Annotated in this window: 10 protein-coding genes and 1 tRNA gene; all 11 read right to left on the reverse strand. The window is 53.5% G+C overall.

Translation table 11 applies throughout. The features are described from left to right. Positions 1-14 precede the first annotated feature (14 nt). A complete protein-coding gene (locus IPM31_19275; GenBank protein ID MBK9009114.1) occupies positions 15-2,192 on the reverse strand; it encodes a GAF domain-containing protein in 2,178 nt (725 codons plus the stop codon). Beyond that, positions 2,189-4,063: a GAF domain-containing protein gene (locus IPM31_19280; GenBank protein MBK9009115.1), complete on the reverse strand. Its 1,875-nt coding sequence runs from the start codon at positions 4,061-4,063 to the stop codon at positions 2,189-2,191. Before IPM31_19280 ends, IPM31_19275 begins: the two co-directional genes overlap by 4 nt. A gap of 3 nt (positions 4,064-4,066) precedes the next feature. Next, entirely contained in the window at positions 4,067-6,001 is a 1,935-nt protein-coding gene (locus IPM31_19285; GenBank protein MBK9009116.1) for a GAF domain-containing protein, read from the reverse strand. After that, a complete protein-coding gene (locus IPM31_19290) occupies positions 5,998-8,130 on the reverse strand; it encodes a GAF domain-containing protein (protein MBK9009117.1) in 2,133 nt (710 codons plus the stop codon). Before IPM31_19290 ends, IPM31_19285 begins: the two co-directional genes overlap by 4 nt. A gap of 14 nt (positions 8,131-8,144) precedes the next feature. Beyond that, a complete protein-coding gene (locus IPM31_19295) occupies positions 8,145-8,588 on the reverse strand; it encodes a response regulator (protein MBK9009118.1) in 444 nt (147 codons plus the stop codon). Beyond that, positions 8,581-8,973 (reverse strand): response regulator, encoded by a 393-nt coding sequence (locus tag IPM31_19300; GenBank protein ID MBK9009119.1) that lies wholly within the window; start codon positions 8,971-8,973, stop codon positions 8,581-8,583. The genes IPM31_19295 and IPM31_19300 overlap by 8 nt, the downstream gene beginning before the upstream one ends. A 109-nt stretch (positions 8,974-9,082) precedes the next feature. Continuing rightward, a tRNA-Gly gene (locus IPM31_19305) sits at positions 9,083-9,154 on the reverse strand. A 74-nt stretch (positions 9,155-9,228) separates the two neighbouring features. Then, complete coding sequence (locus tag IPM31_19310) at positions 9,229-10,230, reverse strand: polyprenyl synthetase family protein (GenBank protein MBK9009120.1); 1,002 nt, start codon at positions 10,228-10,230, stop codon at positions 9,229-9,231. A gap of 3 nt (positions 10,231-10,233) precedes the next feature. After that, on the reverse strand, positions 10,234-10,842 hold the full coding sequence (locus IPM31_19315) for an HAD family phosphatase (GenBank protein ID MBK9009121.1): 609 nt from the start codon (positions 10,840-10,842) through the stop codon (positions 10,234-10,236). An 80-nt stretch (positions 10,843-10,922) separates the two neighbouring features. After that, complete coding sequence (locus IPM31_19320) at positions 10,923-13,361, reverse strand: FAD-dependent oxidoreductase (protein ID MBK9009122.1); 2,439 nt, start codon at positions 13,359-13,361, stop codon at positions 10,923-10,925. Positions 13,362-13,487: 126 nt separating this feature from the next. After that, entirely contained in the window at positions 13,488-13,874 is a 387-nt protein-coding gene (locus tag IPM31_19325) for a four helix bundle protein (protein MBK9009123.1), read from the reverse strand. Positions 13,875-13,899 lie beyond the last annotated feature (25 nt).

Here is a 13,899-nt window from a genome sequence, read left to right on the forward strand (position 1 = left end):
GTGGGAGACGGGCGCTAGGCTGTTCCGTCATCCCCGGTCGTGCTTGCGAGTTGAATGATCACGTCGGTGTCGGTTAAGACGTTGCCGATCTCGCGCGCGGTGGTCCGTAAGATCGACTCGTAGTCGCTCGATGAGCCGATCAGGCTTGCGATCTGGGATATCGCCTGCTCGCGATTTGCCCTGATCTGAGCCTCCTCGTATAAACGGGCGCTTTCGAGGGAAGATGCCAGGCGGTCAATGGCTTGCTCGAGCGTTGTGACAATCGTTTCGCCACTTCCTTCCCTGAGCTTTGCCTGAACTATGCCGATGGTTTGTCCGCGGAATTTGATCGGTATCGCGATCTCCTGGTTCGTAGAGGCGCCGGGAGCGGAAACGGTAATCCCTTGTTCGATCGCTTTGCGCCCGACCCCGGAAATTTCTTCAAACGGCTCGATGCGGATGTTATCGAACCGGTACCCGCGATTTTGAAGTTGGCGGGCGGCGATGAACTTCCTCCATCCCTCGCGGGTATTTCTGCCGTAGGCTTGTTCCAAGTCTGATAGATACCGACTGGATTCCTGCGACAGCCTGGAGCGCTCGATGGCAGACGAGAGTTGATCGGCAATGATCTGCATAATAGACAGGTCTGCCTGGCGGAACGCGTCTTCTTTTTCACTATGGATATCGAGAACGCCGATGGTTTTGTTTTCAGATTTCAGCGCCAGAATAATTTCGGAGCGAGATTCGGGCAGGAAGGTATCTGAGAACTGGGTGGCGCTAAAACGCACGTCTGGGGCAATCCGCGCTTCGCCGGTCTTTGCCACAAAGCCCACCACGGTTTCATAGTTGACGGGCAGCCTAAACTTTTGTTGAATGCGACTTTTACCGGCTTTGGTCGGCGATGACGCAAGAATGGCATGCGCGCCGTCTTTTTCCAATAAATAGATCCCTACAAACGAACACTCAAGCCGGCTCATGAGCAGATGCCCAGCCCGTTCGAGGGTTTTATTTAAGTCGCGCTCTGCGGCGGAAAATTGAGAAATCTCGGTGGCGGCGCGTAACCGCGTGGCTTGTTGTTCCAGTTCGAGGGTCCGTTCGGCGATCCGTTGCTCAAGGTTGGAAATAGATCCGCGTAATTGCGTCGTCATCCGATTGAATGCGCGGATGAGCACTCCAATCTCGTCGCCTTCCGACTCCACGTTCACAAATGAAGCGGAATGTCCTTCGGTGATTTCCGCGGCGACGCGCGTCAACGCCTGAATGGGGGAGAGCGTTCGGCGGGTCGAGGCGACCAAAATAAACGCGCCGATGAGAAGAACGCCCAGAGTGACCAACCCGGCTATGGCGATGCGGCTATTCTGCTGATTGGTTAGGTGCGTATGGTTGTATACGATATCGAGCGCGCCCAGCAAGTTGCCTGAGAAATCATACAAAGGCGATGACAAAACCGCGTATGAATTTCCATCCACCGTGGGGTGAATGATCGTGGTTTCGCCTTCTTGTACGCGCAGGTAGTTTTCAGAGGTTGAGGTAATTTCGTTTCCCTGCGTGGAGGCAAAAACCACAAAACTCGAGTCTTCCACTAACGGCGCATTGACTGTGCTCGAAGCCAGCCCTTGGACCAATAAAATTCTCCAGTCACCGCCATACTTTTCTTTCATCTGCGATAGCAAAGACGCGTCCAGCCCGACTGCAATTTCAATACAGCCTATGTAATTACCTCGATGAAACACCGGCGCGACCCCCACGATACCGAGAGTATTTCCGCTGATCGCCAAACCTGATACAGGCTGGTGGTCTGAATTGACCGCCATCACAGCCGGGCTGGCGATGAATGGAGACACGTTCGCATCACTGCTTGCGGAATACAACAGCGCGCCGTCTGGTAGATGAAATTGGTATGTAACGATGTGAGACCGAGCGGCTAGTTCTGTATACGCCGCGTCGGAAATACTTGCCAGCATTTGCGCGTCGCGCTTTGCCATGGCTTCCCGCACGTCGACGGAGTTCGCAGACTGCAAAGCCAGGGAGAGAGCTAATCGTTCCTGATTGGCAAGATCGGCTTTGAACGAGTCGCTAAACGACTCCATACTTGCCTCTTCAGATGCGTGCGACGCGTTATGGAGACTCGTGTAAAAATACCCGAATAGACCGGCGAGCAAGATCACCAGCAGGATTAACGTCGGGGCGAGTAGTTTGCGCGCGAGGATCATGACACGTTCTTTCGCGCGGGACGCCTGGTCGCCGCTGGACGCTGTTGCGCATCCTGTTCAGGTTGTTGCACCAGCACAACGGCGGCTTCTTCTACTCCGGGGATTTGTCCGAGTTCGCGGGTGGCGGTTTGAAGAAGAGAATCGACGTCGAGCGCCTGGCTAAACCGGAAGGCAAGACCGCCAACAAGTTGCTCCTGTTTCGCTCGCGCAGTGGCATCTTCCAGCAGGCGAATGTTTTCGATCGCCAGCCCGGCTTGCGTGGCGACCTCGTCGATCATTTCACGATCCTGTTGATTCAATGGCGCGGTGTCTTTTTTGGCAAGCGTGATCCTGCCGATCTTTTGTCCCCGCAAAGTGACCGGAATTTGAACGCCTTCTCTTGCGTCTGCATCGGCGGGTTTTTCAGCGCGCATGCCAAGCGGAGTATAGGTGACGACCTTAGGCTTTCCCTTTAATTTTTGATCCCATGCGTCGTGTGTTCGTGACGCTGTGATCGCCTCCAATTGCGTCAACGACGCCTGTGATTCTTCCAACAGGCGCGCATTGTCTATGGCGACTGCCAGTTGATCGGCAAGTGTCTCGAAGACATCCATGTCCTGCGTTGAAAATGCGGACGGCTTGTCGGACTGAATATCTAAAACACCCAACAGGCGACCTCGGATGAGGAGAGGCGCTGCGATCTCTGAGCGCGTTAAAGGCAGATCGGGATTATTGAAAACAGTTGCCTCCTCGCCGATATCGGCGAGGATCTTTGGTTTTTTTGTTTGAGTCACGTAATTTACAACGCTTTGCATGCTGGCTTTGACAGTGTGTTCCTGCTTCATCATGCGCTTCCCGCCTTCGGAAGAGGCGGAGCGAAGTGTGAGTTCATCCCCAGAGTTGTTAACTAAGTAAATACCCGTATGATAGTAACCGAATTGATCGGAGACCAGTTGAACAAAGGTGTTCAACAAGCGCGGCAGGTCCTGCAATTCTGCGGCTTGTCGCGCGATATAGGAGGCGGCGCGTAGTTGGTCGGTCCTGCGGGCGATCGCCTCGGTCCGCTCCGCTACCAGGCGTTCAAGATCGGTGATCGACCTGTTTAAGTTCTCGGTCATCGTGTTGAAATTCGTTGCAAGTTCAGCCAACTCGCGGGTGTGAGGAATGTTGTAAATTTTGTTGGAGAAATCGCCCTTGCTGACGCGGTTGGCGGCGTCCTTTAACTCGATGATCGGTTTGGCGAGGTAGTTTGCGATCAGGAATCCTGTAAAAATAATAGCGATGTAGGCGATGATGTTGATGACTATTAATTTATTGCGAAATATCACTTCGTTCTGAACGATCGTCGTTGCGGATATATCCACGCCGAGCACGCCGACCACTCTTTTGTCGGAGGCGTAGATTGGCGTATAGGCGGATAAGAATGACCCGAATTCGTCCGTGTAAATTTCCTGCTCAACGACAGTGCCGGACATGCTGTCAAAACTAGCCATGAGAGTTTCGCTCGGTTCCAGGTAAATATCGCCATATGCCGAAATATCCGGTTCGCCGGGCGCGCCCGCGTCGACAACAAAAGAGATGGTGTCTCCGGATTTCCTCATGGTATAAACGAACTCCAGATCGGGATCTGATTGCTTGATCCTCAAGTTTGCCGCATGAATTTGTTGAAAGAACTCATCGCCCTGGCTGGCAACCTGTTCAAAAATATCCCCGTTCTGTTGAAAACCGGCCAGTGTGGCAATGTCTTCGAGACGTTTGCGCAGGTTTTCCCGTTGCTCCGTCTTGTAATTGACGTAGAGGAAATACGTGACCACTGCGGTTGAGAGCGCCGCCAGGAGGGTGAGCGCAAGGGCAAGCCGTGAAAAAAGCGTGGGGTAGCGTCGTGTATCCATGGGCTATTCTGCCTCATCCAGCGTCAATTCGATCGTGGCTCGGGATGCGTCGTATCGTCTGCCCAGTTCTTTTACAACGGTCTGCATAACGCCTTCCACCGTTGTGGATGCCCAAATCTTCGAGTTAATCTCGGATAACATGCGTTCGCGCAAGGCGATCTGTCGCGATTCGCTTACCAACCGCGCGTTTTCAAGCGCCACTGCCGCCTGTGTTGCCACAGCGCTGACCAAAGACTCCTCTTCCGACGTCCATTCCTCCGGACTTTCGAGCCGGATCTGCCCCAGGATTTGGTCGCGCAGGCTGATGGGGATTTCCAGCTGTCGGGCTTTTTCATCCGATTCGTCGCCGACGCCGTATTCCAACTCCTCTGGCTGGCTGGCGATTCCGCTCCAACCGGTGAACAGGTATTGTTTCTGGATCGCGCGGAGTTCCCGAATATTTTGTTGCGCGTCCTGAAACAAGCGGGCGTTCTCGAGGGCAATGGCAACTTGATTTGCCATGTTTTGCAAGGTGCTGACCACCTCTGGACTAAAATCGGTTTCGCGGACGGAATGCAGGTTGAGAGCGCCAATGACCCGGTCGCTGGCAAGGAGAGGAAGCGCAAGTTCAGAACGGGTATATGGCAGTACAGGCAGGTTGGCGCGGTACTTTTCGCCTGTGGTGTGCGGGTATGACTTGGGGGCGCGGTCGCGAATGGCGAGCCCAACGAGGTTGCTTCCTGAAACGTCCGTCTTATGCCGGCTTTTCAAGAGTAACTTCCCCGCCTCTCCGCTGGCTTCTTTGAGCTCAGCCCACTTCTCACTGGAATCAAGCAGATATACGCCTACAAAATAATATCCGAATTTTTCGGTAAACAAGTTGACAATGCTTGAGAGCATTACTGCGGGATCCAAACTCGAGGCGGCGACCCGCCCGATCTCATTGGTGGCTGATAGTTGCTTGGTCCGTTCAGTCACCTGTTGTTCGAGGTAGCTTTGCAGAGATTCGAGCCGCGCCACCATGCGATTAAAATGGATGATCACGATTCCCAGTTCGTCGGTGGCGCTGATCGGCGCTCTTGCCGATAGATCTCCTTGTTCGATGCGGTCGAATGTCTTGAGAAGATCGGTTACCGGGTCTGAGATCGACCGTGAGGCAAGATAAGCGATTGCGATTCCCAAGGCGAGCACCAGAATACTCAAAGCAACGATGTGTATCTGAAGATCCTGAAAAATTGTCATCGGGACATCGTCTGTGAACAAGACCCGCGACACTTGTTGGTAGCCGATGGGGGCGAGAATGAGAATGCTGATGATGATGATTGCGAACATCAGGACAAGGAATTTGGACAGCGCCAATACGCCCGCCCGGCCTTTCATCTGACTTTCGAAATCTTCGGGGGTTAGTAACAGCCGAAATGGCAGGGTGAAGCGTCCCAGGAGAAAAGTGGCAAGTATGGCGTATCCCAACACGGCCGCGGTTCCGCCCATCAGGGTGTAGAGCGCGTTGCCTGGCGTGGGCGTGTTGGTTGGCGTTGAGTTTTCTGTGATTGCGATTAAAGCGGTTGTCGGGATTACATTAAGAACAAAAGCGATCGCAATGGATGCGAATCCGTAACGAACCGTTAGGCTGGTCAACTCGCGCCAGGCGGTTAGCTCGTCCTTAGGCGGCGCAATGGGGGAGGCTTTGCCGGATATTTCATCCAGTCTTTTTCTGGCGGTGGTGGTCAGCCTCATGCCCACGAGTAGCAAGGTCAAAAAAGTGACCACGATCAGCGCGGGAGCGAGAATGGGCAGAAAGCCGAGTTGTATTCCAGCGCTGGCGGTGTTGACCCGGACCGAAACGATTCCGGGTATCGCGCCCAAAAAGGCGATCACTTGCGCGAGTGCGATGATGAGCGCCAGATGCCAGCCGCCCAGCCGGGCAAAGAGGCGTTCGAAAGAAAGATAAGCGCTCATGCGGGCTGGCTTTCCTGGTCCTTCTTGTCATCGGCGCTGACCGCGAGTTTGATGCGCGCGCGGGTGGCGCCAACAGCGCGGGTAAGTTCGCTGGCGGTTGTCGCGAGGATGGCTTGCATATCTGTGGTGCGCCGAATTTTGTCGGAAATTTCAAAGATGATTCTCTCGCGCTCTGCCTGCGAACGGATTTGCTCGAGAAGGCGCGCGTTGGCAATGATCGCCGCAAGGCTTCCGCCTAGGGTTCCCAGCAGTTCCTCATCGTTCTCTGTGTACGCGCCGATTTGCTCGCTTTCCACATTCAATACGCCCAATAATTCGCCTCGGTAGAGCAGAGGGATCGCCAGTTCAGATTGCGTGTTCGGACTGCCTTCGATGTAGCGCGAGTCCTGTCTTACATTCGAAACGCGCAGGGGCTTGCGATGCAAGGCTGACCAACCGGTGACGCCGCTTCCGAGCGCGATGGATTGTTTGAAGATCTCATCCGCATACCCCACCGCGGCCTTTACCTCCAGCGTATTCTTTTCTTTGTTGAGCAAAAGAATGGTCACGCGATCGCCGCCCAATGTCACTTGCAGTCCGTTGACTGCGGAGGAAAGCGCTTCGTCCAGCGTGGTTCCCGATGCCGCTGTGGTGGTGATGTGGTGGAGCAGGCGGTGTTGCGCGAGGTGTTCCTGGGTTTCCGAGAACAACTCGGTGTTGATCACTGCGATGGCTAATTGATCGGCTAGGATTTGCAGGATGCGAAGATTATCGCTGGAAAAAGCATATGCGCGTTCGCTTTGCACATCGAGCACGCCGAGGATGCGATCCGCCACTTTCAAAGGGATCGCCGCTTCCGCGCGGGTATCCGGCAAGACCGGATTCGGATAATAGGTGGCGTCTCGCGTGGTGTCGTTCACAACGAGAACTTCGCCTTTGCCTGCCACAAAACCGACGATGGACTTTGAGCCAACGCCAAGTTTGTGGTTTACCCGTTTCAGTTGCGCGCCCGCGTCGCCGGTGGAGCCGCGCACCACCACAAATTCACCGGGCATATCCTTGAGGAAAACAGAAGCGTGATAAAAATTGAAGCGTAACCGAATTAAATCCACCGCTTTTTGTAATAACTCGTCCAGGTCCAGCGAACTGCTGATATCGCGCGCGATTTCAGCGGCAGTTTCGAATTGCAAAACGACTTGCTGGCTTTCGTCCAACAGACGAGCATTGTAGACGGCGCCAGAGACCTGGCTGGCAACCGCGACGGCAAATCGCAAGTCGTCATCGTCAAAACCGTATTCGTTTTCCAAATCCTGCACGATAAGCGCGCCGATGGCTTCTCCGCGCGCTAACAGAGGCACGCCCATCCATGAGCGCGGAAGTTTGCCGGTTATTTTCGCTCCCATGGCGACGATCCGTTTTTCGGTATCCGAAACGATCAACAGAGGTTCGCGCGTGCGGAGGAGAATGGAGGTCAGCCCCTCGCCGAGCGGGAACGTGTCGAGGGATGAGAATTGTCCCTCTTCATAGAGATACGGAATGTTGATCGAATTGGTCGATTTGTCGTAGAGCGCGATCACAAATCCATGATCGCCAATCACGCTGATGAATTGATCGTGAATGGATGAATACAGGGTTTTCAAGTCGCTGACTGTTGCCGCGTTGGAGGCAAGAATGCTCAAAGCGCGGCTTTCCAGGGAGCGCCGTTCGCGCTCCACGGGCTGGGACGGGGCTGTGGAGTTTGCGACGACCTTGGTCGTCAACTGGATCGTCCGCTGAAACGAGTCGATCAATTCATCGCTAATAGTCTGGCCCGCTCGCGCGCCGATCATCACCAAACCGCGCATATCCGCGCCTTGCATCACGGGAATGAACGCCGCAGACTCGCACTCGAACTGACGAATATAGTGGAGCATATTGAACTGAGTCAACGATTCAGGCAACGACCTCCCGCTTGCCGCATCCACCCTTACAAACCCGCGCGTAATGTGACCTTCAATATCCCGGACAGACAATTCATGCCCGCGAGGAATCGTCGCCTGTGGTTCTCGCGCGCGCGGGTCTGAAAATTGCGCAAGTTGCAGGTGATCTCCATTGGCTATAAAGTAAGCCGTGAAAAAGAACGCGTTTCCTTCGGGGAAATTTTGATTCATTGAAATCTAATTTTTTAGCTGAACTCCCAGACCGATTCGCCGTTTAGAATTCGACGGATCTGATCGGGAAATTTATCGGGATCGAGCGGCTTACCGAGGAAGCCATCGAAACCGGAATCCTTTGCCTTGTTCATTTGGTCCGTGCTTGCCTCGGCAGTGACGGCAATGATCGGGATCGAGCGTAGCTTCTCAGACGCGCGGATCTTTTTCAAAGCGCCGTACCCATCCTCGTAGGGGAGGCGGATATCCATGAGAATCAGATCGAGCCGGGATAACGTGTCGGCATATTCGACCACCTCGTAGCCGGACGTTTTCCATTCGCAATGGATTCCCAAATACCCCAACATTCGGGCAATCAACACAAAGTTAGCGACGTTATCCTCAACGACCAGAACGGTCGCGTCCTTTGGAATCGTCGGCTTTCGGATGGGTTGGGTATCTAAAACATTTTCAGACATGTGCTCTCCTCGCGAGGAACTTTTCTACTTCTCGAACCAGTTGATCGATATCGATCGGTTTTTGGATATACCCATCACAGCCAGCCTCGATGGTTTTTTCGCGGTCGCCCCGCATCACATTGGCTGTGATGGCGAGGATCGGAACCTTGCCGAACCCATCCATGGCTTTGATCTGCGCCGTCAGGGTGTAGCCGTCCATATCGGGCATGTTGATATCCATTAAGATGAGATCGGGGCGGCGCGTCTTCAGGATTTCAAAGGTCTCTTGGGCGCTACTGGCTTCGACCAGCGCGTATTTTTCCGCCAACAAGACACGCCTCACCAGCATTCGGTTTTCGGGATTGTCTTCCACATACAGGATCAAATTCTTGGCGCTCTCGCTCATCAATAGTGTGTCTCCAGACTGAATTTTACATACTACCTTTGGGGGATGACATGACAGCAACCTTGCAAATTCCCCAACAAAAATGTCGAGGCGGAGCCTCGACATGCAGAGCGGGTGATGGGACTCGAACCCACGATATCTTGCTTGGGAAGCAAGCGTTCTACCACTGAACTACACCCGCTAGATGTTCAAAATTATAGCCATGCGAATCTGTTGTGTCAATGCGGATATAAAACCCGCTTCGCCTCGACGGGGCTACTGTTTGCGCCCTAGCAAGCGACTCGTCAACTCGAACAACGCTCCGCCCGCCTCGCCCTGCGGGTCTGCCTCGCGCAGATTCATCAACGCGAGATCGGTCATCTGCTTCGCCGCCTCTTGCGCCGCGAGCAAGCCGCCTTCACTCGCAAGCAAACGCGAAACCTCGCCAACCTCATCGGGCTTAATCGGTCCCTGCGCCCAACTTTCCGCGAACTTTCCTTTTTTCTCAAGCCCCGCCAAAATGGGAAGAGAATTTTTCCCTTCCACCAGATCGCTCGCAACCGATTTGCCCGTCACTTTCTCGTCGCCCCAGATTCCTAAAATATCATCCTGCACTTGAAACGCGAGACCAAGATAATGCCCATACGAGCGATAGACTTCCTGCTTCTCCTCGTCCGCGCCGCCAAGCAACGCGCCGATGTGACAACACGCCGCGATCAGCGCGGATGTTTTGCCTGAGATCATGTGCCAATAATCTTCCACGCCGAGATCGTTTCGTTCTTCATAAGACATATCAAGATACTGTCCGCGTGTGAGATCGAGACAAGTGTTATGCAGAATCCCCGCCGCTTTCATCACAACCTCGGCTGGATAGCTATCTTTCAAATCAACAATTGCCTGACTCGACATCACGAACAACGCATCGCCAACATTGATCGCCATCGGCGCGCCCCATTTGACCCACGCCGTATCCCTGCCTCGTCGCTTCGATGAATTATCTTGGATGTCATCATGCACGAGTGAAAAGTTGTGCACCAATTCAATCGCCGCCGCCGCAGGTAGCGCAAATTGCCAATTTGCACCACAAGCAGATGAAGTCAACAACACCAACAGCGGACGAATCCGTTTGCCAGTCGCTTCGGGACCCGCGCCTTCACCCGTCCAGCCCATGTGATAGGTGAGCATCTCGTGGAAAGGCTTTGTGCGCGGCGAATCCAATCGCGAGACTTGTTTTTGCAGCTCGGCTTCGATGGCTGAGATGAGTTCTTTTGTGTCCATGCGTTAGAGAATTCCCATATGAGTTAATTCATCTTCCAATTGTTCGGGCGATGTGAAATGGATTGTAACAAATCCCATCCGTTTTGCCTGTTCGATGTTCACCAGCGAATCATCAATGAATACACATTCGCTCGCGAGTCTGCCGATCTTTTCAAGCATGAGGTTGTAGATCTCAGGCTCAGGCTTCACAAAACCGACGTTTGCCGAAATGACCATGTCATCGAGCATGTTGAAGAAATCATACTTTTCTCGTGCAAACGGAAATGTCTCCGCCGACCAATTGCTCAACCCATACAGTGGATAGCCCGCCTGTTTGAGTCGCTTCAAAATTTCGACTGTACCTGCGAATGTATCGCCTATCGAATCTTTCCAATGATCGTGATATGCCTGAAACAAATGCGCGTATTGCGGGAACTTCTGCGAATGGTCAGCCACGCCTTCTTTGAATGTGCGACCTTTATCTTGTTGCGCGTTCCATCCCGCAAAATCCACTTCACTGAAAAATTTCCTCATCGCCTCTTCATTCTCAAAATGACGACGATACACATACCACGGATTCCATTCGAGCAAAACATTCCCGAAATCGAAGATGATGGCTTTGATGTTGTTCATATGCAAGACCGTCCCGCAGGTTTGATTTCAGGACTCTGCTGAATCCCAGGAAACCTGCGGGACGTTTTCCCTATGTCACGTTACGCTTTCACTCGCTCACCCTTCGGATCAAACAACGGCTCTTTCTGTACTTCCGCCTGAATTTCAACGCCGAAGCACTCTACCGTTACCCGCGTTCCAACTTTCGCCAACTCAATCGGCAAATACGTGTACGCAATGGACTTGTTGATCGAATATCCGAATCCACCCGAGGTGACCCAGCCGACAACTTTTCCATTGTGGCGAATTGGTTCACTTCCAAAGACGATTGTGTTTGGATCATCCAGCACAATACAACACAACTTTTGTTTAACGCCTTCCGCCTTCTGTTTGACCAGCGATTGCTTACCAAAGAAATCAACGGACTTGTTCAACGCCACCGCGAATCCCAGCCCTGCTTCGTACGGGGTGTAATCTGGCGTGATGTCCGCGCTCCAGTAGCGATAACCCTTTTCCAGCCGCATGGACTCAATCGCCTTGTATCCCGCCGCGACCATGCCGTGCGGTTTGCCTGCGCTCCACAACGTGTCCCACAATTGTTCGCCATATTCAGAGGGCGCGTAAAACTCCCAGCCGAGTTCGCCGACATACGTCACGCGCAATGCCAGGGTGGGAATATTCCCAATCGTGATCTGTTTCGCTGTCATATAAGGGAACGCTTCATTAGATACGTTGTCGCGCGTGACAGATTGCAGAATGTCACGAGCGCGTGGACCCCACAAACCAAAACATGTTCTCGCCGAAGTAATGTCGTTTACAAACACAGTTCCATCGAGCGGCATGTATCTTCGCAGGTGAGTCATATCGTGCGTGCCGAAGGCTGTGCCAGTCACGATTTGAAACCGATCTGTGGCGAGGCGCGTCACAGTGAAGTCACATTCGATTCCGCCGCGCGCGTTGAGCATTTGCGTGTACGTCACTGTGCCGATGGGTTTATCAATATCGTTGGCGCATAATTTTTGCAGGAATTCACACGCGCCTGGTCCCTGGATTTCGATTTTCGAGAACGACGTTTCATCGAACAAGCCAGCGGCTTCACGCGTGGCGCGAGTCTCTGCGGCGATGGCAGGTGACCAGTTGTCGCGCGACCAGCCCGAAAGGTCGGGAAGAGAAGCGGCGCGTGAGTCCGCTTCATTTGGCGCGAACCAGTTCGGGCGCTCCCATCCGCCTTTTTCACCAAAGACCGCGCCCAAATCCTGCAAGTGATGATAGGCGGGCGAAACACGCAAAGGTCGCGCCGACTCGCGTTCTTCGTATGGCATGTGAATGTCGTAATATTTTCCGTACGTTTCAATTGTGCGCGCCAACGTGAACGATTGACTCGCATATTGATTTCCAAAACGCCGCACATCGAGTTTCCACATGTCCCATTCGGGGTGCCCGTCAATGATCCACTCCGCCATCGCTTTGCCGATGCCGCCCGCGCCCGCGATGCCATGCGCGCAAAACGCGCACGCCACCCAAAAGCCGCGCACAGATGTTGGTCCCAACAAATATTCTGAATCGGGCGTGAAGCCTTCGGGTCCATTTAATAACTGCACGATCTCAACACTTTCCATTGATGGCACGCGCTTGATAATATTTTCCATCAACGGCGTGAAGCGATCCCAATCGGGTTCGAGCAATTTGAAATTCCAATCTTGCGGCACGCCATCGAGTCCCCATGGCGCGGGCTGTCGTTCGTACCCGCCCGCGACCATGCCGCTGTCACTGCCGCGAAAATAAACAAGATGATCTGGATCGCGCATCGTCGGCATCGTCTGTGGTTGATTCTTGACAGGCTTGGTGATGAGATACAAATGCGCCATCGGGATGATGGGCAACGTGATGCCGACCATGGACGCGATATCGTTGCCCCACAATCCCGCCGCGTTGATGACGACATCGCTTCTTACTTCGCCTCGATCTGTCATCACACCCCGAACCTGATTCCCGCTGACGGTGATTCCAGTCACGCGCGTGTTGAACATAAACGTCGCCCCGCGACTCTTCGCGCCAGCCGCGAGCGCGTTGGTGAGTCCCGTTGGGTCAATCTGCCCATCGGTGGGGAGGTGGACTCCGCCGCGCACATCATCCAACGACATCAACGGAAATAAATCCCCACATTCTTTCGGTGAAATAATTTCAAGTGGCATCCCAAATGCTTTGGAATATCCGACAACGCGCTTCAATTCCTCCAGCCGCGCATCCGATGAAGCGATTCGCAAACTGCCCACTTCGTTCCAGCCTGGGTCAACGCCTGTGAGGTCTTTGAGCTTGCGATACAAGTCCGTGCTGTAACGCATCATCTTGGTGAGGCTCGATGATGTGCGGAGTTGCCCCACTAAACCTGCCGAGTGAAACGTCGAACCGCTCGTCAATTCATGCCGTTCGATGACGACGATATCTTTCCATCCCATCTGTGTCAGATGATAAGCAATGCTTGCCCCGCCGACTCCTCCGCCGATGATGATCGCTTGTGCGTGTGTGGGTAGATTCATGAGTGTGTTGATCCTTGATTGGTGTTTGAGGGTAAATTCGTGAGGCGTGGGTTCGTGGAGCGTGAGGCGATGTTGCGTGAGGCGTGGATTCGTGAGGCGTGGGGTGTGTGAACGTGAGGCGAGGGGTTACTCTTTGCCGCGCGGGGTCCATTTGCCTGGGTCGGACATCATGATGGAGAGTTGACTGCAAATGTGGTCGTAATGGTCGGAGAGTTCTTTGTGAAGTGCGGGTGTGATGTATTCGAAGTGTAATGCAAAATCAATCCAGACGGCGGTTTCGGTGGCTTCTGAATCAGAATCGGTCAATTTGCTGACGAAGTTCTTCGGGTATTTTCTCCTCCGCCATGCTTCGGCGATGTTCGCGCAGACCGAACGCGAGGAACGCCTGATTTGATCAGTAAGGCTGTATTTTTCTTCGGAAGGAAACTTCTTGGTGATTTCATGGATCTGTGTCGCGGATTTGAAGGCGAGTTGATACACGCGCAAGTCACGGTGAGATGTAGCGGTTGTCATTTTGTTCTCCTTTTGTGAATTGATG

It is taken from the genome of Candidatus Defluviilinea gracilis, from assembly GCA_016716235.1.
GTDB lineage: Bacteria > Chloroflexota > Anaerolineae > Anaerolineales > Villigracilaceae > Defluviilinea > Defluviilinea gracilis.